This is a genomic window from Enterobacter sp. H2G27 (assembly GCF_054403075.1).
In genome coordinates this window covers 103537-124827 of the sequence record NZ_JBSVSI010000002.1, presented here as the reverse complement: position 1 = coordinate 124827, position 21291 = coordinate 103537, and the positions used below count along the sequence as shown (strand labels likewise).

The window sequence follows — 21291 nt, the reverse complement described above, 5'->3', positions numbered from 1 at the left end:
TAATTTCGATTATTTGCAGTTGCACTGAATCAAAGTGAAAACCAACTGCACAGCAAGGCTGCAAAACACGCCGGCATAAAATAAATCCAGCGTCAGAAAGTTCAGGTTCATCTGGATAAAGCCATAAGCAATGGTCCCTATCAGCATTCCGCCCCACGGAACGACTGAACCATACATAAGAAACCCACCATCGAGTTTGTTAAAGGCTGAGTCGCTAAAGCATACGAGGAACACGCTAAAGAGCAGGCACACTCGCCAGGAGACCCAGCCCATATCACCCACGCCTTTAAGATTGAGCGCTGCCCACACTGTCAGTTCGGTAGTGAATACCAGTGCTGGAATCAGGATATAGCGATAGTTGTGCAGGATTTTGAGTAATGGGTAGCTTGCCATGCTGGCAGACATAAACACTCCAGTGAAATGAATTACAGGAAGACGTTGATGACATGAGCTAGTGCGCCTATGGTCACCAGGGTGAGTAATACAGTGAGCCCTCCAGTATGGTTGTAAACAGAAACACCGGTCGCTCCGGCTGTTATTACCAGTAGTGCAATGGCTCTGGTACGCTTCATTCCTCTCCGATTTTCTCGTTACCGTCAGTGACTTTATGGAGGAACTTCAGGTCAGGTTTCTTTTCTGGCCAGACGGACCTGGCTTCCTCACGATGCCAGTTGCTGACAATTCTGGCCGTCAGCCCTTCTGTTTCAGCCTGGTGCTTCAGGTGTTCCCAGGCAGAAAGGTTCAGGGGTTCATAATCAGAAAGTAACCTGTCGAATATCTCCTCCCAGCTTTCGTTGTAACGCGGGATAATTCGCTTAAATATCTCCTGACTCAGAAAAAACCAGGCAATCAGGAAACACAGTGCAAACAATGACGGGCGGAACACTGAAACCGTAGCTACCAGTACAACGATGAAGGTTGCAAGCCAAAGGAAAATGTACTTATTTCCTTGCGGAGTGGGCCGGCCAGCCTCCCATTCAGCAATATGCATCCGCATTTTCCTGAGCAGTGAGTTATTACGCTCTTCATCACGCATTACGGCTTCCCCCACGAAGAGCAGCATCAGAAATGGCGCTGAACTCCGCGTCCAGCCACTGTCTGAGTTCTTCCCGTGTCAGCTTATCCTTGTGAAAAACAGAAACGGCCAGGGTGCGCATGGCATCAATATCAAGCGGCTCATATGCCCGAATTTTCCGCTGTATTTTTTCTTCCCATGTTTCACATGCCTGTAACAATCCGGCGAGAAGAAAAGCTATTCCAACAGCAATGGAAGCCACGGTAAGCCTCTGATTGTGTGACCAGAAGCTAAAAATCAACATCCCTGTAGCGGTTAATCCCCCTACCAAAAATAGCCAGTGGGGTTTTGTGTTTTTTCCTGCGGACCAGTCTTCCCAGTCCCGTTCAATACCCCTCAGAAAGCTAATGCGGTCATCTATGCGTGCTCCCTTCATTTGCTCTCCTTTTCTTCAGGTGTTACGTCTGAAGGTGATGAGTGCAGCTCACGCCATATCCACCCACCCGGCATGGTTTCAATCAGGAAGTAACCACCTGCAAAGAAGATGAGAAGTCCTATGAGCTTTACCCATATACTGAAGTGCAGCGCGAACCATAAAATGAATACTGTTACTGTGAATAACAGCATTGGGATCAATCCGGTTGCCGCCCGAAACATTATTTTTCGTGCTTTCATCGTCATTCTCTCATCAGTTGATGGTGTCACCGAGGCGCAGCTGGCTGGCCTGGCGGAGAACGTCATCCGGGTTGATGTTGCCGACTGAGGTGGTGCTGGATGCAGTGGTCTGGCTCGCTGGCTGCGGAGTCACTGCGTTCTGCGCGGCGTTGCCGGCTTTCTGTAGTTCCTCTTTCGCTTTCGCGTCCTCGGCGTCCTCGATAGTTTCAAGGCGGAAGCCCTTCTGGAATACAACGGTCACCTGGTTGCCGGCACCAATATCAATTACCGGGTGGTACTGCTCAGCGCGCTTAATCCAGTACTGGCTCAGCGTGTCGGCCGCCTTGCTGGCCCCGCCGCCTATACCCTGCTTAAACACGTCGCCAGCACTGACATCTGCTGTGGCTCCGAGGCCGACGGATGGTGTGGCGGCAGATTTGATACCTTCACCAAAACCTGAGAGGAGGCCTGCTGCACCGGCGTAGCCGACAATCATGCCGTTTCGCATAACGGGCTTGCCGCGAATGCCGCCTTTACCCTGGAAGCTGACATGCCCCTGAAACTCCATGTCCACGTGCTTGCCGTTTTTCAGGATGCAGCTGATGGACTGGGTGCGGACGTTTCCGCGTTCGCTGGAGATATCGCCCCACATCTCACCCACAATAAAGCAACCGTCCGCGTTGAACTCTTTGTTGTTGGGCATCTGAATGTTGCCCTGCAGGCGGATAGTAACAGGGCTGGTATTCTGCTGCCCGGTGACGCTGGCGTTCGCGTCGGCCCCCTCAATCAGGACGGCATCAGAGAATGAGCCAGAAGGAATCCAGGGGAGTTTGGTTGGCTTTTTCATCAGGCTGTCGTATTTGAACTTTGTTGTCGACAGGCCGCCTGTCATCCTCTGGCCAGAGCCGCCCGGGTAGAACGCTGCGCCCTGCCCCATATTCACACCAGTGGCGGCCGGTGCACCTGCGGGGGTCACATTGTATTCGGGTGGTCGGGCCTGACCGGCAGCAACGGGACCGGGGAGTGGTGTTCCATTCTGGCCAGCAGGTGGTGTCTGCTGACCAGTGGTCTGGTTGCTGCCGGGGGCTTTCGTAAGCTGGTCATTCAGGCGCTGAATTTCAGCGTCCTTTTCGGCCAGCTTTTGTTCGGTGGTGAGCTTGTTCTGCTCGAACTGCTGAGCAAGCGTGGCAAGGCTTTGCTCAAGAGCAGAGGTCTTTGCCTGCTGTTGTGTCAGCGCGGCATCGTTGACCTGTTCGTTAAATGTTGCGGTCACAATGCCAGTCAGGTTTGGTGTTGCAGCCGGTGCGGGTTGCTTTTGTTTTTGCTGGTATTGCCCGTACCACATTACGCCGCCTGCTGCAGCTGCGCCGCCAATGATGACGGCGGCCAGGATGGCCAGCTGCTTGCGGCGGGTTTTCAGGTTTTCATTCAGGCTTATGGTCATGAGCGGGTGTCTCCATCATCTGAGAACACAATCCAGGCATACCCTTCGCCGCCAGCGTAGAGCTGATTCTGCGACAGCATTACGGCCCGGACGCCCTTGCGCCAGAAATCACGCTCGCGGAGGCTGCGGGTGATGCTGCCCGGGTTGCTCATCCGGAAGCGAACAACCCGCAGGTGGTTGCCCACAAACTGGCGTTCAGGCGTCAGGCGTACGTCACTGGCGGGTGTGTAAGCCGGCGTGCGGCTGACCGGGTATTCCCGGTAGTCGTCCGGCACCTGACCATTGACTACAGCGCGGGATAGCGCGACCAGCGTTTTTTCATAGGTCTGCCCTTCTTCCCATGCCTTCGCATCGTCGTTCTTGCGAAGTGGTGGTGACATAGGGGTGAAGCGCAGTGTTTTGCCGTTACCCGGTTGCGGGCTGACGTTCAGGCTCAGCGATGAGCCGTGGTCAGTCTGGATAAACAGGGTGAAGTTCTGGCCGACAAGCGGAGACAGGATAAGCGCTCCGTCCTCGGTCTGGCTCTGGTCATACGCACCGGTTGGTCCGCTGATGCTGGTAATGAGTTCTCCGTCGACAACAACCTTGCTCGGGTTGGTGTTGCTGAGGGTGACGTTAAAGGCGGCGTCGTTCTCAAACGGAATGGCTGCGGGTGCGGAAGCGGCCCGGAGGCCGCTGGTAAATAATCCCGCTGCCAGAAACACAGCAGCAGCTGCCGGTGAAATGCGAAATTTCATGGGCAGTCCTGTCAGTTAGTGGGAGATACCGGCCTGAGTTCTTCAAAGCTGTGGAGGTTAATCACACCATTGTCATAACTCAGTTTCAGTCGGTAGGTTTTTTCCTGGTCTTTCAGTGGCGTGATGATTGCGCCGTTTGTGGTGGAGGATTTCAGTACCCCGCTGTACTGCACGGAGCCATCGTCCATGACGCGAATTTCTTTCGTGTCGAACTGGGTGGTGATGCCTGCTTTCTGGATGCGCTCAGTTTCTATGTCCAGGGCTTTCTTGAGTACGTCCCGTTCGGCGGAAGGGACGAATCCAAGAATCATTTTCTGGTTATGCTCGATGTTTTCCGGAGTAACATTGAGTCGCCAGTAAATAAAGGAAGCGGCGAACTGTGTCAGACCGGTGGCGTCGACACTTTTAGAATCTGATGCAAATGGGCGGTTAAACGTTAAAGGCGTGGTGATGGTTTTCTGGGTTGTGGCGAAATACCATGCCAGTGACCCTGTCAGTACATTCCCTGTGCCCATGAGTAAAGTTAAAGCTGAAAGACCAATAAACGCATAGCGGAGTTGTTTATCGCGCTCTCCTTTAATATTCAGTTTCATGAAAAACTATGCCCTCCAGTGCCGGAAACTTGAATCAGGTATCTGGCGAAAGGTTACTTTGAATAAAAGTGATGGCAGGTGCCAGTAACAGAAATTAAGCAACCAGTATGACCCCTGCCCTTTTTTCAGATATCTGACGATAAACCAGAGGATTCCCGCGATTACACCAAGTTCGAGTGACAAGTTGTTAAGCACCCCCAAAATCAATAGGGGTGCGGTAACAATTAACTCGTCAATCGGTAAGCCTAAATAACGGTCCTGCTGGTTCATTGTTTCCGGGAAGTTATATTTATCTCCTTCCCCATTCATCATTTAGCTCGCGATGCCGAAGGCGACACGGGTAAAGATGATTGCCATAACGATACCGACGAACACCAGTGGTGAGCGGGCCTTAATGTAAATAAACAGACCCATGATGATTTCGGCGATGTAGAACCATTTAACCAGTGAAGAACCAGAGCCGAAGGTTGAATTAACCGTGGTGTTTTGTGAGGAAAGAAGGTCAGTACCAGATGCGAATGCCGGGTGAGTGACCATAAGTGCAATTAAAAAAGCGCCTGCTGACTTTAAGTAAAATTTAGCTTTGCGATTTTCGCGTGCTTTGCGGAATAAAGACGCTACCGCCCATCCCTTACCGACGTTAAGGGCACTGCCTTTGGTTAACATGTTTGTTTTCTCCGAAGTAAACAAAAGTGAATCGCGTAAGTGCTTGTTTACGCGGGCGCAATTGTCCCATGACCCTAAAAAAAAAACTGTGACGCATGTCACACTTTTTGGAATCATTCAGATTTATCCGAATATGTAAGTGAGTAGGCTTTGTTGACCAGAAAGTTCGGAAATGGCCTCCGGGATCTATAGCTATGAAAGTTAAAGAGAAAATGTGGGATGGTCGCGGCCGTCCGCGTAAGTTCCAGCCAGGTGAAGCGGTGGAGTGGCGATTGCGTGCTCCGGATAATTTGCTTATGGAGCTGAGAATATGTGCCAGAGCTGGCAACAGGAGTGTGAATGAGGAAATTATTGCCAGGCTTTTATTGTCGCTAAATTATCAGCCGGGTAAGCCAGTCATTAAAACTGCGGAGGGTGAGCGGCTCATAGCGCTAGCGGTAAGATTCGAGGAGTGGCTTGGAAAATTACTTGATAGTGAATCCGCTGAGGTTGTGGCTGAAGTTAAAACCCCACTCAAGCAGGAACAATTGTGGATGTGGCGTGAGGGTGAGCGGATTTTGCTTCCGGGGAAAACAACCGGATATAGCATGCGTATTCCCGAGAATCTTGCTGATGAAATCAGGGCAATGGCGAAGGTGCATAACCGTAGTCTGAATGACGAAATGCTCACCCGCCTGATGAATACGCTGGGTTATTTTAAGGAAAGGTTGCTTGACCAGAACGAGGATGCTCAGGCACTTAAAGTTCTCTGTATGGAGTTTGAAGTTTTCCTGAAGGAAAAAATAAGAGAGGTGGAAAAAGGTGACCTCCCCTGGGATGAAAAATCGTCTCAGTGATCGATGCGAGCCGGAGTGTCCGGCTCGCAGATTTATTCCTTTTCGTTGATGAAGTGCCTTGCTTCCGCTTCGTTCTCGGCTGTATTTATGCCGCTAATAATCATATCGAGCGTATCTTCCAGGCTGCCCTCGCCGTCTTTTCCTGTCATTTTTAAATACATTTCAGCGAGTAGTGTTGCAATGAGAACTGTGCCTTCACGTGAGCCGGCTGCTTTTCTTATGAGGTCTCTGCGATATCCTTCAATATCAAACTGGTTGCCATCCTCCCCATCGCGCTTATAAACAAGAAGTCCAAGCCTGATTAATTCGTTGCAGGTAGCTGATATGTTTGCTTCTCCAGCATTAGCGCCGTTTTGCAGGTCTTGTTGAACGATATCACGAACTTCGCGTTCAATTTTATCTTTAAGGTAGATGCCGACTCTTCCCATATTTCTTACCTGTTTTAAGTTAGTGTCGGAACCGACACTACATATAGCCTGTTGGTGGATTTTCAGATTGCTGCGCAAAGGTGCAATGGATTGATACTGCTGTGAATTTACGCTCTATACAGTAGTACAATCCAGCACCAGGATGTGCGACAGTGTGACACTGTGCGATATATAATTCAATGGAATTAAAGCATATCTACAATTGTACGATACATGTGTGACATACCGACACTAACAGGTATCAGGATTATACGATAGTGTAGTGTCGGTATGTGCGACATTTAACGGTCTTAATCCAACAACGCGCAAAATTATTACGGGCATCCAACTGAAATTAAAAGAAAAATCTGCAAGACTTCGTCTTGCGTGGGGTGTGATGTTTTAAGGGGTTAGTAAAGAGCGGCATGTTAATACCGCCCACTGCCCTGACATGTTTATTCCGGCCTGATGTTAAATCCCCGCAGGAGAGCGTTCACGCGCGTTTGTAGTGAATTAACTTGATTACGACGATCCGCCGGGGTATTTTTTAAAGCGACTCTCCAGAGCCCGTGTATTTCGTTAAAAGGCCAAACCATGAAAATATCGTTACTGCCTGCGGCACTTCTGACCCTTTCACTATCTGCTGGCGCAGCTCCCCAGATGTGCTTTGACCAGGCCGGGAAAGATTATCAAATTGATCCGCTGCTGCTTATGTCAATTTCGATTAAAGAGAGCAGGCTAAAGCCGGGTGCGATAAATGGATCAAACAGGAATGGAACAGAAGATGTCTGCGGGATGCAGGTGAACAGTTCCCATTACGGCAAACTTAAAAACTTCAATATTACCCGTGAGCGCCTGTTGAATGATCCATGTATCTGCGTTTATACGGGAGCATGGGTACTGGCGCACAACTTCAGGTCATACGGAAAAAACTGGGACAGCGTGGGGATGTATAATACGGGTCCGAGCAAAAAGCTCATTGTACAGCGCAAGGCCTATGCACAGGACATCAAAAATATATATCGTGTATTACTGGCAAGAAAAAAGTTACTTTCTGAACGTCTCGCGCCAGCTGCGGGAAAGGAGCATGAGATTAAAATTGCAGAAACAGCATCGTTAAACAGCGGACAGTAAAAAGCCGCTCTGTTGAGCGACTTAATTTTCAGGCCTTCAGTTTTGCAAACTCCTCAGCCATTTTCCAGAGCACCTGATTTAATTTGATGTCACCATCTATTCCGGTGACTTCCCGCGTTCTGGTCATCTTCCCTTTTTCCGTTCTGCCACGAATCCCCCCACGGATCACATTTTCCTGCACCACGTTAAACGTGGTCCATAAATCCTGCCCTCTGTCGAGCACACGGCGAGGGTTAATAATTTGCTCCGGGGTTATCGGCGCTGGTTTTCCATCGTACTTAAGTTCCAGGGCGGTCTTACCAAAAAGGCGCTGCTCAGGCAAAGTGAGCTGAATGCTTTTCATGAGGTCAATATTTTCATCAACCGCGTCAAATGTTTTCAGCACCGTGTAAGCGCCTTCAATAACCTGCCCGACAATATCCCCTTTATGGGGTACGCGGATTTCACCAAAATCCTTCCATGCAACCAGACCATTACTGCAAACCTGACGGAACATACCAGGGATCATTTTATAGCTGCTTGAACCATCATGGCTATTCAGCAGAATAATTTCCGGTACTTCTTTTCCGTTAATCTGGTCATGACGACGCAGGCGAAGCATATGCTTTGTAAAGTCGCGTTTATCCTGGTCACGTGTACGTGACTGAGTTGCATAATACGGCTGAAAACCTTCATCACGTAAACGATCAAGAATGTTTATGGTCGGGATATATGTATAACGTTCAGAGCGTGAATCGTGTTTATCCGATGAGAACGCGCTCGGAACGATGAGCTGTAATTCCTCATTCGTCAGCGGACGGTCTTTACGGATCGAGGTAGGTATACGATAGCGGCTTGCGAAACTGACCATTTTTATTTACTCCTGATTATTTAGTTAGTGATGAAGGAATAACGCGGTGAAAATTATCCAGCGGCATTGCAGCTGCCACCGGGCGACCATCGACAAACCAGACAGAGATATAATCCGGGCATTCGTCATTAATTAACGTCAGCTCAGTGGCATTCTCAGGCGGCGTAAAAATTGCCGGTTGTGGTTCCCCTTCAGATGCTGCCAGGACCCAGCAAAACAGATCCATGAACTGGGACGTGGTGAGGTTTGAATCACATCTTCCGGTAGATTCTTGAGCGGCGGTTTTGACGTTGACGTTTCGTGTGTGCATCCTGGTTTTCTCCTGTGGTGATGGTTGTCCATCTCCCTGGTGAGTTCTCTCGCGGCAAAGGGCAAAGGAGCAACGGCGAAGGGAGGAAGGAAAGGGGCGGAGACAAAAGTTTTTGTGTCCCGCAAAAAGTTTTGGCGGAGTGAATTTCACCCCTTGGATGACGACCCGACGGTGCTACGACAAGCCCTCCGCGTGAGGACGCACGGGGGATGGCCTCACCGGGCGAACAGGATGCACACACCCGACACGTCGGAACGGCGTGGCGCCATTAAAGCGACGGCATCAGCCGGCGCGGTGAAGGCGTTCCGGACGGCACGGCCGGAGAAGCCGCAGCCCTTGACCTTAGCCATCAGACCCTAGCGTCAGCCCGAAACCGCTTGCGGGTTCGGCGGAGCCCGGCGGGTGCGCAGCGGCCGCCCTGGCGGAGTGGGGCTCGACGACCGGACAGCAGCGCTGGCCGGGAGCCGAAGGGGGCCATCGCCCTGCCCTGTTTTCGGGTTATGGCCACAGAGCTGCAGCTGAGAAAGATAACCAGCAGGACGCCGGTTATGATCGCCGGTAAGGAGAGAAGCACTGCAACGGGGAAAGGCAGGAGCGCCGGAGGCGCTTTCGCCCTCCCCGTTTCCCCGCAGGGGAAGCGTTTTTTGCGGTTGCCCCGATGATATGCACCGGGGCTAAGATTTCCGATCAGATCGGTTCTTCGCTGTCACCTCCGTTTTCCTGCTCATAGTGCATCATGGCCATATTCAGCAGGGCATTAAATCCGTCGATACCCGCCCCGTCCGGATCGCACTGTTCGCACAGGTGCAGCAGATTCGCCAGAAAATCCGTGATGACGGTTTGCACGCTTTCGCTTTCCCTGTTCAGTCCGGTTTTACGGGCAAATTTCCAGAGCACATCTGCAGCCAGCGCGGCGTGATCATCGTTGCTGCGGATTTTTATCGGTTCAGCCTGGCCGTGCAGGCGTTCTGCCATCGTCTCCAGCACGGTCGCCGGAACAGCGTTCAGTGTGTTGCTTGTCATTTTCTCTCTCCCTGCGGCAGGTCTACCCTGCCGCTCTGTCAGTCAGGCGGCCACGGTGGCCAGAAAGTTTTTCATTGCATCCAGACGACTGCGAAATGCCAGACGTCCCTGCCAGTCATTGAAGTAATAAACAGGGGTGTAACGCACGCGGTTTGCTTTCAGGGTCAGCGTATTTCCGGTCACGACTTTCGCGGGTATACCCAGCAGTGCCAGCTGGATAAAGGCCATATCAGCCACCATTGGATCGATGTCAGTGCAGGTGGTATACAGCTGTTCTGACGGGTTATATCCCGCTTCAGCCATCCAGTATGCAAAGGCAATGACCATTCCGGCGCTACCGCAGGCAGGTTCATCAAGCGTCATCCACCCCTCACGCTTTATCGTCTCCTGAGCGCCGGGCATGAGTAGTCCGGCCATCAGGCGGGAGATGCAGGACGGGGAGAAATGCTGTCCCATTTCGTCCGCGCCCAGCTCATGCTCCATATACAGAGCGCCGAGGAAATCATGCATTTCACCCGCCAGCCCCTCCACCAACAGGCAGTACAGATGTCTCATGGCGTCTAAATCGTCTGGCTGATACCTTTCGCAGATGCGTCGGCTGTTTTCGATGTTTTCTGGCGAGCGTATTCGCGCGATATCCAGCCCACTGGCTACTAGGGTGATGAAATCGCGGAACACTTCGGAACGGCGCATATATTTCGCAGTCTGGCGGAATACACTGGCGAACTGCTTACGCGCCTCAGCTGGCGACAATACCCGTACAGGAGCGGAAACCCGCGGCTGCGGATCGGTCTGGTCTGCCAGGAAGAGGGATTCAAAACTCAGTTGTGACATGGTTTCTCCTTACCGGCCGCCCGCAGGCGGCCGCCTCCTGTTATGCCAGTCCCAGACCAGCGTAAACGGTGGTCATAAATTGCTGCCACTGGTCAAAGCGCAGCGCGGGCATGTGAGCACGTTTTCCGGCGCGGAGGGCATTTACAAATGCCTCAGCCTGTTTTACAGTTTGCGGGTCAAATTTCACGATCAATCTCCTTACTTTGGTTGTGATTGCCGGTTCACCGTTACAGCGGCTACCCGGCGTTGAGAAAGCAGGGGCAACCCTGCTTTTTTAATGCGCGGAGTTCAGCGGCGCATCGAGACAGAAACGGGCGATCACGTCGCCAATCAGCTCCCGGTGATGGCGGGTGTGCAGGTCGTGGCACTCAAAGAAGCGCGCGCCGTACCGGACAAAAATTGCGGTCACATCCCCGCCCGTAAACTCCATCGATTTGAATGACTCCCCGCCAAACCCCCTGCACCAGTCCACTGGCGGCAACGTTTCCAGCTGGTCGATGTACCGGGCCTCGGTGATTTCCACCCAGGGACGGCGATAGCCGTCATTCTGCTTTTCCTGCACCTGAGTCGCGGGGATCAGCTCCGCGTCCGGATAGAGACGGCGCAGGGATTCCAGCGTTTTCGCTTCACGCTGAGTCACCCACTGCCCGTCCAGCTGTGTTGCGCGGTCATAAACAGCGTTATGAGATGGAACGAAAAAGGCCATTGGTGCAGCGGTCGGGGTGTTAACGTTCATCTTTCATGCTCCTGTCTGATGAGGTTCCGTGCGACAGCTGCCGCACGGGGTGAACCGGATTTAAATGTCGATACCTGCACGCTCGATCAGGCGCACAAACTGTTTGAAGTGGTCAGCTTCAGCCACATGGATATGGCGGAACTGTTTATCGACGCCGCTGCTGAGGGCGTAGAAATAGGTGCAGCGCATCGTTTCGGGGCAGCTTCTGCGCAGTTTCTTCAGCTCAGCAAGGCTGCTGAACTCCAGAACGTCCGATTCCTCCTCAGAGTTTTTTTTCGTCTCAGCGACGAGGATCGTGTACGACACGGTTTTCCCCCCCATCTTTCTGGAAGATTCTTGAGCGGCGGTTTTGACGTTGACGTTTCGTGTGTGCATCCTGGTTTTCTCCTGTGGTGATGGCTGGCCATCTCCCTGGTGAGTTCTCTCGCGGCAAAGGGCAAAGGAGCAACGGCGAAGGGAGGAAGGAAAGGGGCGGAGACAAAAGTTTTTGCGCCCCGCAAAAAGTTTTGGCGGAGTGCATTTCACCCCTTGGATGACGACCCGACGGTGCTACAAGCAGCCCTCCGCGTGAGGACGCACGGGGGATGGCTTCACCGGGGGAACAGGATGCACACACCCGACACGTCGGAACGGCGTGGCGACATCAGAGCGACGGCATCAGCCGGCGCGGTGAAGGCGTTCCGGACGGCACGGCCGGAGAAGCCGCAGCCCTTGACCTTCGCCATCAGACCCTAGCCGTATGGCCCGAAACCCGGAGGGGTTCGGCGGAGCCCGGCGGGTGCGCAGCGGCCGCCCTGGCGGAGTGGGGCTCGACGACCGGACAGCAACGCTGGCCGGGAGCCGAAGGGGGCCATCGCCCTGCCCTGTTTTCGGGTTATGGCCACGAAGCTGCAGCATCACTTCTGCATTCAGGTCACCAGGCAAGAGAGGAAATTTTGAACACTCCGATGATTAATGCTAATGTACGCATCCATTAGCATTAATAACTGGTGCATGAAATGGCTGAAGAATCTCAGACTGAACAGTCCCGTGCTTATTTTTACCGCAACTTTAAATACACTCTCGAACATCTGACCCTGGATTATCAGGCCGACTGCAGCGTTATTCTGATGATTCGTGGGAATTCCCTCAGCGAGCTGCACGTCTCAGCGCTGCAGTTAAACGCTATAAAACGTACCGGATGCTGAATTTTATTTTTGAGATAGCTGACAGCATCGATCTGGATTTAACGCCGCTTATTGTAAAGCGTCTTTGTATGCGTCTTTTCGGCCGCTCGGGTAGCCAGGACATCATTGTCGCCACTTTTGGCCAGAAAGGTCGCCAGCACCGCAGCCGCGACAATACGCCTGCCATCCTGGATGAAATAGCTTCCCGCTACCGTCTTGCCGCACAATCCTGCCATGACTCCACCCTCAGTGATATTGAAAGTGTGAAAAAGCACTATCAGACAGGCATCCGCGCGGCACGGAACAGGGAAAAATGACTTTTGCCTATAATGCTAATGGATGCGTACATTAGCATTAATATAAATAGCGGAAGGGAAGAGAGCGGGCAGCGCCGGAGGCGCTGCCGCCCAGCCCCGTTCCCCGCAGGGGAACTGCCCTTCCCGGAAGTTCAGGCGTGCGGTCGCGTCGGGAAGGAAAAAGGGGCTACCGTTAAACCGGTAACCCCTTCATAAAGGCGCTTCAGGCATGTCCAGACAGCCTCAGCCCCTTAATGGCGGGGGTTTCCCCCCGCCGGGGTTGGCTACTTAGCGGATTCGTAAGCCATGAAAGCCGCCACCTCCCTGTTCGTGTCCCTGTAACGGATTTCGCAGAGCGATTTCCGTGTCAGGTAAGTGAATATCAGTAGTGTGAGACACACAATCAATACACACCAGATCAGGGTATTTCGTGGCAGTTTCATAGCCGTCTTCTCCTTGCCTTGCGGCTGCTAAGAGGCTATTCTGTTGGTGTCTAGTCAAGCAGATGGCCTCGTTTGGTTGGTTAATGAAAATTAACTTCCTACGGGGCTTTCTTCTTTTTGCCACACAACCGGTAACAAACCACCTTCACGTCATGAGGCAAAAAGCCTCAAGCGCCATCGCCATTATATCCCGTCGTCGATCATCTGCCCAGGAATAACAGTCTGAAAACTGTATAAATCCTCATCATTTTTCCGCGTCATTCAGTTCCTGAAATCCCCAGAGCCTCACGAATTTCAGCGGCTCGCTGTTTGCTTCCGGCGGCCACGCCGGCGTTATAGACAAGGCTGATTATCGCCTGCACTATCTCCCAGTCATCCCGCTCCAGCCGGGCATCGAGACGATACATGATCTTCCCGCTTTCAGCATGGCGGAACACGGTTCCGGGTTCTTTTTTGTCGAACCTGCGACTGATGATGTTCAATATCCCTCCCGGTTATCCGTACCTACTGACCATTCACGGATCTGGTCTTCGAGCGCCTCAAGGTGCCTGTCTATACTCTCAGCCAGCTGCTCGCTTTCGGTTTCCAGCCAGCCACTCAGTCCGTCCCACTCGCAACACATTTCTTTCAGCTTTGCGGACATGGTACGAAGCTTATTTCGCTGGCTGCGGGCGACCTTCAGCTCCGTTTTACAGGGGTTATTTCTCATTCTGCCCCCTGCTGATAACGCAGCTTGTTCGGTATCTGCCAGCGTTCAGCGACCCGGATGTGCTCAGGTGTTTCCCGGACAATAAACGGGATTTGGTACATGACTGAATACAGCGGGTCGCCGCTCATGCGAAGCCAGTCAAGTTCCTTCAGCGACGCGAACCGCGTCTGCCAGTTCCAGAACGGTGTGGCCAGCTCTGCCGCGTCAAACTCGTCGCTCCACCGGGTATACCAGGTGCAGACGGTTTCCGGTGACTGAAAATTCAGGTCGATTTTTGCCTGTTCCAGCAGGTTCTGGCGCAGTTTCCAGCGCTGTTCGTACTCACGGGACTGGCGGCGAAGCTGACGCGTGGTCTTAATGCTGGACCTGTGCAGCCGTCGACCCGTGCGGGTGTGCATGACTTCAGGGAATAGCTCGGCCTGAACGTCAATCGTGAGCGGCAGCGGGCAGGCTTCCCCTCCGGTGGCGATCATGGTGTTGAGTGCCTCCTCGACCTGTTTCAGGTTCGAATGGCGGTTGTTTGGTACCCAGTGCAGGCCAGGTATTTTATTGGCCACTGTGGCGTTGAGGCGACCGCTGCCCGTAAGAAGGCGCAGAAAGGTACGCACATACGGCATGGCGGGCAGTCGTGCGCCGCGTTCGCGGGCAGACTCAACATGGCTGATAGCCTGTATTGCTGCCTGACGGGCGGGCTTCAGGGAAACGAGCGCGTGTGAGGACGGGATCATGCTGTCACCTCCCCGCTCATCAGGTTCACCACGGTGCTGGCAGTGCAGTTAAAGCGGCGCATACCTGCCAGCTGCGCGATCAGCTGATTTATCCAGTCAGGCTGGAGCGTGTCGCTCTGGTATAGAGTACGCACCACATCACCGCCGGAAGAGAGCAGTACCAGAAGCCAGTACGGAGAGACTTCGCCGGGGCTGCACACGCACAGATGCCAGTCATCACTGCCGTCCGCGCTGAAGCGGCACTGGACGGGGAAGAAGCCGCCGAACTCGCTGCGGTATTCGGCGCAGACGCGCCATCCTTCTGGTGTCGACAGGAGGCCGGTCACGGCATCGCTGAGGGCGCGGCGCGCGTCCTCACCCTGCTGACGGATAAACTCCAGGTCGGAGGCGGTCAGGGTGTTGATTCGGTTCAGGTCATATTGCATGGTCATGTCTTTTCCCGCCGCCCGAAGGCGGCGGCCTCCGGTATTAAGCAGCATGGTCAGTGGTATCAGCGTCGGATTCAGTGGCTTCTTCAGCCTCAGCGGCTGGCGCTGTGCGCACCATCCAGTCAGGCAGCCAGCCCTGAGCATTCAGATCCTGCTCGGCGGCCTTCGCCGCATCGCGGCGCTTGAGCTTCACAACTTCACCCGCACGGGCGCTGAGTCCGGCTTCTTCATAGGCTTTGCCAATCTGGGAAATCGTGAGCTTACCGAAGTAGCTCTCAGCATCCGGCTGCCACCATTTGCGCAGGTCAAAGTCCAGCGCCGCTTCCAGCCCGTCCAGTTCGCTTTTCTGCGTATGGTTATACAGACGTTCCTGAATACCGTTGATACCATGCGCGGCACAGAATCCCAGCAGGGTGTTCACCTGCTCTGCTGACCATGACAGCAGCCAGGTGAAATCGAGATGCCAGTTTTCGGGCAACGTTGCCTGAAGCGCTTTTTTCTGTGCATTGAGCGCCGTCAGCGCCTTCCCTTCTTCACCGGATGGAGCCAGTGATGCAAGGTGATACTGATTCGAGGACACGGAGGCTTTCAGCGGTTCATTGCGCTTGCCGTAGGTGCGGTCAAAGAGCGCAAGACACAGCGTCCACGTCAGGAGCGCCACCGATACATCGGGGCGACCCGCCAGTTCTGCCTGAACGGCGAGAGTGCGCTCCGCAGACATGGCCTTAACCAGCGTTGCCGGATAGGCGTCAGCGGGTATTTCAGGCGTGGTGTGTCTGATCACGTTGCTTTCACGCTCCTGACGCGCCTGTTCTTCTTCTGCCCGGTCTTCGTCGGTCAGCCTGCGGATACCAGGCTGAACCTGGAAATTGTCACCATCCCATGACACCCAGATACCGTGCGCGGCGCGAAATTCCGGCGTGGCTTCGCGGTACTTCGCCTCGCAGTAAATGTCATCGATCTGCTGCTGAAGCTCGTATTCGTCATCGTAGGTTTCAGTGGCGTCCCTTTGTTCTTCCAGCTCACTGACGCGCTTCTGTTCTTCTTCCGTCAGGACTGCTTTCGGCATGGCAAAACGGTACAGTTTACCGTCCTCACCGCTGAAGCGTAGTTCCGTCATACGGAACTCAGCCCAGCCCCAGCCCTGCTCCTGCTTAACACGGGCGGCGAGCACGGTGAGCTTGCCAGCCAGCAGGGATTTCACCAGCGCCGCATCGGCAAAGGTGCTGTCCCTGTCGCTGAACAGGTCGGCGGTCAGCGTACCGCCAGCGGCGGTATAGGCTTCCTCGCCCACATACTCAAACATCGGGTGACTGATGGCCATCTTGTCGTCAGTCACCATTTTGCGCAGGGTCTGTACGGCAGGATCGCGCCACTGTTCAACAGCCTCTTTCCAGACCTGCTCCTGACGCTCATGGGTATCAGCAAGTGTCAGGACTTCACACTGTTCAAGGGAGATTTCATCCCGCGCAAGCGCATCCAGCAGGGAGGGGGCAAGATTCGCCAGCTTCAGGCAGCGCTGAACGTGGCGCGGGTGATAACCCATCAGTGCGCCGATCTGAGAAGCCGTTTTACCTTCCTGCTGAAGGGTACGAAAACCGATAATCTGCTCGGCGGGATGCATGTTTTTACGTCGACCGTTCTCGATCATCGAGGCCGCCACAGCCATCTCCACGGGCAGGACTTTCACCGGAACAAACGGCGTGTCTGCATCGAGAACACCGCGCATCACCAGAATGCCTGTGCCTCTGCGGCGACCTTCCCCGCCGACAATGCCGATCGTACCGTCCGGCAGTTCTGCACCGATCAGGTTTTGGAGGATGCCCATTGCCTGAATGCTGTCTGCCATCTCTTCCACTTCCTGATCGGTATGCGGAATGATGCGCGTGTTTAAGTCAGTGCGTGACAGGCGGGAGTACGGGAAGATTTGCACGGGCGTATCAGCGAGCAGCTGGACGAGCTTCTGCTCGGTAGACTGCGCGATTTTTTCCGCAGATTTTGTCTGACGGGTGGTCTTGGCTGGTTTTTTTGCCGTAGTATTGGTGGCGACCATGATTTTTACCTCTCAGTGATAGTTGTGGTTAGCCGTGGCCGGATTGCCCTCCGGTCACGGCACTCGGTTAATCAGTAATGCGTTTAGGGTGTGCTGCCAGTGCTGCAAAGGACGGATAGCCATCAAGAACCTGCATCATGACTTTTGCCCCTTCCAGCATCGCTTTATCCGTTACGCTGCCGCTGTTTTCACACACGTTGATCGTTGCCACGATCCCCGATTTCACATCTGAAAAACGCTCATACATGCGGTTGCTGAACAGGACACGTTTGCCTTCTGCCATCACCTGCCAGTTGTTGCAGTCATTAAATCGGGTGTCCACGTTGTCAAACTCGACCACGTGGGTGTCGCTGGCCTGAATGCGCAGCAGCTTCACGATTTCGGTGCTCTGCCCGACCTTACGGGTCGCCGGACGGGTGTTAAGGTTCTGCATGTTTCCTCCTTCTCTGGGTTAAGGCCGGACATCCGGCCTCCGGTTAAAGCTGCACGTATTGCAGATTGCGTTTCAGTTCAAAAAGAAAATCCGGTTCAAACGACCAGGCGTGCCAGTTAAGCGTTCCGTTGGTGCGGATCTCCACCTGCACGTCGCCATACCGGGAAACGTCGGACAGGGTGACGGTGACCCCCGCCTTCAGCGAAGTGGCCTGAGCCACCCACTCCCGTGCGACAGAAACAGGGTTTTGTTCTTCCCCCATCTTCCTGGAAGATTCTTGAGCGGCGGTTTTGACGTTGACGTTTCGTGTGTGCATCCTGGTTTTCTCCTGTGGTGATGGCTGGCCATCTCCCTGGTGAGTTCTCTCGCGGCAAAGGGCAAAGGAGCAACGGCGAAGGGAGGAAGGAAAGGGGCGGAGACAAAAGTTTTTGCGCCCCGCAAAAAGTTTTGGCGGAGTGCATTTCACCCCTTGGATGACGACCCGACGGTGCTACAAGCAGCCCTCCGCGTGAGGACGCACGGGGGATGGCTTCACCGGGGGAACAGGATGCACACACCCGACACGTCGGAACGGCGTGGCGACATCAGAGCGACGGCATCAGCCGGCGCGGTGAAGGCGTTCCGGACGGCACGGCCGGAGAAGCCGCAGCCCTTGACCTTCGCCATCAGACCCTAGCCGTATGGCCCGAAACCCGGAGGGGTTCGGCGGAGCCCGGCGGGTGCGCAGCGGCCGCCCTGGCGGAGTGGGGCTCGACGACCGGACAGCAACGCTGGCCGGGAGCCGAAGGGGGCCAGACTGGGGTTGATTTTTATTGTCGGAAATTTGCTGATCGGGTTTCAGAGCCAGTGGCCACGCCACGCCACGCCACGCCACGCCACGCCACGCCACGCCACGCAGGAGCGTATCCGTGACAAATTGCCCTCACAATGCTGTGCTTCAGCTTTGCTCTGACATCACACAAGGGCGAAGAGGGGTAGCGCCGCAGGCGCTTCCCCTGCCGCCCGTCAGCCCGCAGGGATGACAGGGTTTTTCGCGCGCGTACAGGCGGTGCATCAGCCCCGCCCTGCCGCATTACTGCCCGTCGCCCTGCCCGCCCTGGAGGATGAAGTGGCCACATAGATAGACCGCGCACTGGCGGGTTGCGGATTCGCAGATCTCATCCAGCACTTTCGCTGTGGTTACGGGGCAGAGTCCTAATTCGCGACGTCGCTCGTTAATGAGCGTTTTATACTGGAGCAGGATGCTGCGGGTTTCCGGTGACAGTTGCATGTTTTTCTCCTTTAGTCGGGCGGCATCGCCGCCCGTGGTCAGTCAAGGGCACGCCAGATGGTGGCGCTTTCCGGATGGGTATCAGCAAATGCCATAAGCTGTTCGTAACGGCGGCAGAAGTGGCGGCACAGCTCCTCATTGTCATGGTTACTGTGGTGCCAGCTCCGGTGATTCAGTACCAGCGCCGTGAGGATGATCCCCGCCACTTCCCCGCTGACAGTCTGCTCAAACCAGTTGTCCTGATTGCACAGGGTCAGGCTCTCCACGTCAGGCGCCATATATCCGCCGCCTTCCGGCAGCCGGTAAAACTGCCAGAATCCCCCCTGATACTCGGGGCAGTAGCGCTGGGCGTAGGCATACACGGACGCCTCGGACGTCATAAAATCGCCGCCAAACAAATCAGGCAGGAAAGTCAGGCGCTGCGCACCCTCAAGACGAACAGCATCACAGGTCACGGTCTGGTTCATAGATCCTCCACGGTTAACATATTCTCGGTTCCGGCATCGCCGTGACGACACGACAGACCGGCGAAAAGCGGAGGACACAGGGGCGACGCCGCAAGCCGCAGCGCAAAGCCTTCACGGGCTGAATGCACCGTGAAGGGTGCGAACGGGTGAGGACGGAGGCGTCAGCGAACCCTTGTGGCCGATGCGGCCGGGCTACAGTGAAGTCACGGCGCATGCCGTCACCGCACGGAGCTTCAGAGGAGTTTCATTGTCCCGACGTGGCCCGGAGGGCGGCGGCGGATAAAAGCGGAAGGCACTGACATCCTTTTCGCAGTGGATGGCCACCGGTTGCCGGGGCGTTACCCCGGCGTTCTCTCAGGCGGCCAGCGCCTCCTGTAGGCGCGAACGTTATTCAGCTCCTTTCTGACGGATTCCGGCTCCCGCCGCCCGGCTTCCCAGGCCATACCGATCCGGTTTTCCAGCTCGCATTCATAGTTACGCAGGACGCGGGACAGGAGTACCGCCGGAACACTCACCTGACGGTTTGCCGCTTCGCGCTGACGGGTCAGGAGATCGCTGACAGTCAGATTATTTACCCCCTCCTGTCGGTATTGCGTCATTTTCATTTCGCCGAGCGCCTTCATCACCTCCCGGATTTCACCGCCGTCCGGTTCTGGCTGGGCTTCACGGCAGGCCACACTAATCCCCTCTTCCGTCCAGACCAGCAGGACCAGGAGTTCGTCAGGCGTGAACATGTTTTCAAGCTGTACACAAAGTTCTTCGCGGGTTCCGTACATTGTTTATTTTCTCTTGTAAGGGGTTACAGGCCGGGCCTCAGCCCGGCAGGGTCAGTCAGTCCTGAAAAGTCTCGTCCAGCACCAGGGCTTCGCGGTAGGCTTCCAGAAGCAGGGTGTTGATCCGGCGCAGAGTCTGCGCTGCCATACGTTCAGTAAGCGTTGCCGCGTCGTGCCGGTGCTGCGATTCGAGGCGGTTCAGCAGCATCCGCACATCACACATGGCATTGCTGAGCGCGGCCACGTCCGCGCGCAGGTGTTCAAGGCCCGGGTAATTCATGCTGCCTCCGGATAGTCAGGGTAAAACGCGCCGTCATTGGCCGCCGGCATCCTTATCGCCCGTTCAACCTGTGCCAGACGGCGGACGCCGGCGGCGTGGTACTGCTCAAGCATCTCGATCCCGATATAGCGGCGGCTGGCTTCGGCGGCGGCCACGCAGGTGGAGCCGCTGCCGGCGAACGGGTCAAGGACAATGGCCCCCGGACGCGTGAACGATTCAATCAGTGGCCGCAGGCTCTGCACCGGCTTCTCCGTCGGGTGGTGTCGGTTGCCCGTGTATTTCCAGGGGATCACGTCCGGGATGGGACGGTCCGGGGTTTGCGGCCTCCCCTTCGCCAGCAGGTAGGCGCTCTCATGGGTGTAACCCACGAACGTCGATTTTGAGGCGTAGCTCTTGGCAAAGACGATATGGCCAACCACCCGGAAGCCGGCCGCTTTCCACGCATTCAGAAACAGATCCGCGCGGTTCCAGGCATAGAAGCTCACCATAAGGCTGTCGTTTTTCAGCACGCGGTACATTTCATGACATGCGGGCTGGAGCCATTCGGCAGAGTTGTCCCCGGCCAGGGTGCGGCCGGTACGATCCTTATAGCCAACCAGATACGGTGGATCGGTAAGAACAAAATCGACGGCACGCGCCGGAAAACGGGACATCACCTGCACGCAGTCACCCAGAATAAAACGGGACATAGACACACTCCTCTCTGATATGCGGCACCCTCTTGCGCCGTGCCGCCACAAAAACCCGGCGGAAAGCGGAGGGCGCAGGGGCGACGCCGCAAGCCTTTCACGGGCTGAATGCACCGTGAAAGGTGCGAACGGGTGAGGACGGAGACAACGTGAACCCTTGCGACCGCAGCGGTCGGGTTAGCGTGAAGGCACGGCGTTGAACACGCCGCCGGCTGGCGGCAATAAAGCGGAGAGAAACGACTTCCTTTTTATTCAGGAGGAGGAGGCAGAGGATAAGGACGAGGTAATGTATGGCGGCAGGGACACGATATCAGCCT

General features: G+C 54.9%; 32 protein-coding genes and 2 pseudogenes. 3 read left to right on the top strand and 31 right to left on the bottom strand.

The window, feature by feature from the left end; translation table 11 throughout:
* Positions 1–9: 9 nt before the first annotated feature.
* The 9 genes from ACW9E7_RS22360 to ACW9E7_RS22320 form a co-directional block, all read right to left on the bottom strand.
* Positions 10–405 (bottom strand): hypothetical protein, encoded by a 396-nt coding sequence (locus ACW9E7_RS22360; protein WP_119916806.1) that lies wholly within the window; start codon positions 403–405, stop codon positions 10–12.
* Positions 406–568: 163 nt separating this feature from the next.
* A complete protein-coding gene (locus ACW9E7_RS22355) occupies positions 569–1036 on the bottom strand; it encodes a hypothetical protein (RefSeq protein ID WP_458728459.1) in 468 nt (155 codons plus the stop codon).
* A complete protein-coding gene (locus tag ACW9E7_RS22350; protein ID WP_039265196.1) occupies positions 1029–1451 on the bottom strand; it encodes a hypothetical protein in 423 nt (140 codons plus the stop codon). Before ACW9E7_RS22350 ends, ACW9E7_RS22355 begins: the two co-directional genes overlap by 8 nt.
* Positions 1448–1696, bottom strand: a complete 249-nt coding sequence (locus ACW9E7_RS22345; RefSeq protein ID WP_458728458.1) for a hypothetical protein — start codon at positions 1694–1696, stop codon at positions 1448–1450. The genes ACW9E7_RS22350 and ACW9E7_RS22345 overlap by 4 nt, the downstream gene beginning before the upstream one ends.
* A gap of 7 nt (positions 1697–1703) precedes the next feature.
* Positions 1704–3107 (bottom strand): F-type conjugal transfer pilus assembly protein TraB, encoded by a 1404-nt coding sequence (traB, locus tag ACW9E7_RS22340; protein ID WP_458728470.1) that lies wholly within the window; start codon positions 3105–3107, stop codon positions 1704–1706.
* A gap of 2 nt (positions 3108–3109) precedes the next feature.
* Positions 3110–3850: a type-F conjugative transfer system secretin TraK gene (gene traK, locus ACW9E7_RS22335; RefSeq protein WP_458728457.1), complete on the bottom strand. Its 741-nt coding sequence runs from the start codon at positions 3848–3850 to the stop codon at positions 3110–3112.
* A gap of 11 nt (positions 3851–3861) precedes the next feature.
* Positions 3862–4443 (bottom strand): TraE/TraK family type IV conjugative transfer system protein, encoded by a 582-nt coding sequence (locus ACW9E7_RS22330; RefSeq protein ID WP_458728456.1) that lies wholly within the window; start codon positions 4441–4443, stop codon positions 3862–3864.
* 6 nt (positions 4444–4449) lie between these two features.
* On the bottom strand, positions 4450–4752 hold the full coding sequence (traL, locus tag ACW9E7_RS22325) for a type IV conjugative transfer system protein TraL (RefSeq protein ID WP_032641335.1): 303 nt from the start codon (positions 4750–4752) through the stop codon (positions 4450–4452).
* 3 nt (positions 4753–4755) lie between these two features.
* Complete coding sequence (locus ACW9E7_RS22320; protein ID WP_032645467.1) at positions 4756–5109, bottom strand: type IV conjugative transfer system pilin TraA; 354 nt, start codon at positions 5107–5109, stop codon at positions 4756–4758.
* Between the two features lie 194 nt (positions 5110–5303).
* On the opposite strand from ACW9E7_RS22320, the gene ACW9E7_RS22315 reads away from it, so the two are divergent.
* Positions 5304–5945: an Arc family DNA-binding protein gene (locus ACW9E7_RS22315; protein ID WP_458728455.1), complete on the top strand. Its 642-nt coding sequence runs from the start codon at positions 5304–5306 to the stop codon at positions 5943–5945.
* 32 nt (positions 5946–5977) lie between these two features.
* Here the strand turns inward: ACW9E7_RS22315 and ACW9E7_RS22310 are convergent, their stop codons facing one another.
* Entirely contained in the window at positions 5978–6373 is a 396-nt protein-coding gene (locus tag ACW9E7_RS22310; RefSeq protein ID WP_029403780.1) for a relaxosome protein TraM, read from the bottom strand.
* 573 nt (positions 6374–6946) lie between these two features.
* On the opposite strand from ACW9E7_RS22310, the gene ACW9E7_RS22305 reads away from it, so the two are divergent.
* A complete protein-coding gene (locus ACW9E7_RS22305) occupies positions 6947–7486 on the top strand; it encodes a lytic transglycosylase domain-containing protein (protein ID WP_458728454.1) in 540 nt (179 codons plus the stop codon).
* Between the two features lie 28 nt (positions 7487–7514).
* Here ACW9E7_RS22305 and ACW9E7_RS22300 read toward each other — a convergent pair whose 3' ends face one another.
* From ACW9E7_RS22300 to ACW9E7_RS22270, 7 genes are all read right to left on the bottom strand, one after another.
* Entirely contained in the window at positions 7515–8336 is an 822-nt protein-coding gene (locus ACW9E7_RS22300) for a DUF932 domain-containing protein (protein WP_023345481.1), read from the bottom strand.
* Between the two features lie 16 nt (positions 8337–8352).
* Positions 8353–8646, bottom strand: coding sequence for a hypothetical protein (locus ACW9E7_RS22295; protein WP_050863359.1), 294 nt, complete (start codon positions 8644–8646; stop codon positions 8353–8355).
* A gap of 687 nt (positions 8647–9333) precedes the next feature.
* Positions 9334–9669: a hypothetical protein gene (locus tag ACW9E7_RS22290; RefSeq protein ID WP_063157252.1), complete on the bottom strand. Its 336-nt coding sequence runs from the start codon at positions 9667–9669 to the stop codon at positions 9334–9336.
* Positions 9670–9711: 42 nt separating this feature from the next.
* Positions 9712–10503, bottom strand: coding sequence for an N-6 DNA methylase (locus ACW9E7_RS22285; protein ID WP_458728453.1), 792 nt, complete (start codon positions 10501–10503; stop codon positions 9712–9714).
* A 40-nt stretch (positions 10504–10543) separates the two neighbouring features.
* Positions 10544–10690, bottom strand: coding sequence for a succinate dehydrogenase flavoprotein subunit (locus tag ACW9E7_RS22280; RefSeq protein WP_136487002.1), 147 nt, complete (start codon positions 10688–10690; stop codon positions 10544–10546).
* 87 nt (positions 10691–10777) lie between these two features.
* The gene (locus tag ACW9E7_RS22275; RefSeq protein ID WP_063157255.1) at positions 10778–11239 is read right to left on the bottom strand and encodes a DUF1419 domain-containing protein; all 462 of its coding nucleotides are present in this window, start codon (positions 11237–11239) and stop codon (positions 10778–10780) included.
* A gap of 60 nt (positions 11240–11299) precedes the next feature.
* A complete protein-coding gene (locus ACW9E7_RS22270; RefSeq protein ID WP_032656143.1) occupies positions 11300–11614 on the bottom strand; it encodes a hypothetical protein in 315 nt (104 codons plus the stop codon).
* A 623-nt stretch (positions 11615–12237) separates the two neighbouring features.
* Between ACW9E7_RS22270 and ACW9E7_RS22265 the strand changes: the two are divergent.
* Positions 12238–12722, top strand: a pseudogene (locus tag ACW9E7_RS22265) (cytoplasmic protein).
* A gap of 263 nt (positions 12723–12985) precedes the next feature.
* Here the strand turns inward: ACW9E7_RS22265 and ACW9E7_RS22260 are convergent.
* From ACW9E7_RS22260 to ACW9E7_RS22195, 14 genes and pseudogenes are all read right to left on the bottom strand, one after another.
* Positions 12986–13108 (bottom strand): type I toxin-antitoxin system Hok family toxin, encoded by a 123-nt coding sequence (locus ACW9E7_RS22260; RefSeq protein WP_224776414.1) that lies wholly within the window; start codon positions 13106–13108, stop codon positions 12986–12988.
* Positions 13053–13268 (bottom strand): annotated as a pseudogene (locus tag ACW9E7_RS22255) (DUF5431 family protein); the annotation flags it as partial. The pseudogene ACW9E7_RS22255 and the gene ACW9E7_RS22260, both read right to left, overlap by 56 nt.
* 133 nt (positions 13269–13401) lie before the next feature.
* Positions 13402–13626 (bottom strand): hypothetical protein, encoded by a 225-nt coding sequence (locus ACW9E7_RS22250; protein ID WP_004146150.1) that lies wholly within the window; start codon positions 13624–13626, stop codon positions 13402–13404.
* Entirely contained in the window at positions 13623–13853 is a 231-nt protein-coding gene (locus ACW9E7_RS22245) for a hypothetical protein (protein WP_338628878.1), read from the bottom strand. Before ACW9E7_RS22245 ends, ACW9E7_RS22250 begins: the two co-directional genes overlap by 4 nt.
* Entirely contained in the window at positions 13850–14581 is a 732-nt protein-coding gene (locus ACW9E7_RS22240) for a plasmid SOS inhibition protein A (protein ID WP_458728452.1), read from the bottom strand. Before ACW9E7_RS22240 ends, ACW9E7_RS22245 begins: the two co-directional genes overlap by 4 nt.
* The gene (gene psiB / locus ACW9E7_RS22235; RefSeq protein WP_192979293.1) at positions 14578–15012 is read right to left on the bottom strand and encodes a conjugation system SOS inhibitor PsiB; all 435 of its coding nucleotides are present in this window, start codon (positions 15010–15012) and stop codon (positions 14578–14580) included. The genes ACW9E7_RS22240 and psiB overlap by 4 nt, the downstream gene beginning before the upstream one ends.
* A gap of 37 nt (positions 15013–15049) precedes the next feature.
* Complete coding sequence (locus tag ACW9E7_RS22230) at positions 15050–17062, bottom strand: ParB/RepB/Spo0J family partition protein (protein ID WP_458728451.1); 2013 nt, start codon at positions 17060–17062, stop codon at positions 15050–15052.
* Positions 17063–17129: 67 nt separating this feature from the next.
* Positions 17130–17495, bottom strand: a complete 366-nt coding sequence (locus tag ACW9E7_RS22225) for a hypothetical protein (protein WP_458728450.1) — start codon at positions 17493–17495, stop codon at positions 17130–17132.
* A gap of 43 nt (positions 17496–17538) precedes the next feature.
* Positions 17539–17811, bottom strand: a complete 273-nt coding sequence (locus ACW9E7_RS22220) for a hypothetical protein (protein WP_069733705.1) — start codon at positions 17809–17811, stop codon at positions 17539–17541.
* 756 nt (positions 17812–18567) lie between these two features.
* Positions 18568–18765, bottom strand: a complete 198-nt coding sequence (locus ACW9E7_RS22215) for a hypothetical protein (protein WP_458728449.1) — start codon at positions 18763–18765, stop codon at positions 18568–18570.
* Positions 18766–18803: 38 nt separating this feature from the next.
* Complete coding sequence (locus ACW9E7_RS22210; RefSeq protein WP_458728448.1) at positions 18804–19232, bottom strand: antirestriction protein; 429 nt, start codon at positions 19230–19232, stop codon at positions 18804–18806.
* A 338-nt stretch (positions 19233–19570) separates the two neighbouring features.
* Positions 19571–20008, bottom strand: coding sequence for a DUF1380 family protein (locus tag ACW9E7_RS22205; RefSeq protein WP_458728447.1), 438 nt, complete (start codon positions 20006–20008; stop codon positions 19571–19573).
* 55 nt (positions 20009–20063) lie between these two features.
* Complete coding sequence (locus tag ACW9E7_RS22200) at positions 20064–20285, bottom strand: hypothetical protein (RefSeq protein WP_013087144.1); 222 nt, start codon at positions 20283–20285, stop codon at positions 20064–20066.
* Positions 20282–20974 (bottom strand): DNA methylase, encoded by a 693-nt coding sequence (locus ACW9E7_RS22195; RefSeq protein ID WP_458728446.1) that lies wholly within the window; start codon positions 20972–20974, stop codon positions 20282–20284. Before ACW9E7_RS22195 ends, ACW9E7_RS22200 begins: the two co-directional genes overlap by 4 nt.
* Positions 20975–21291 lie beyond the last annotated feature (317 nt).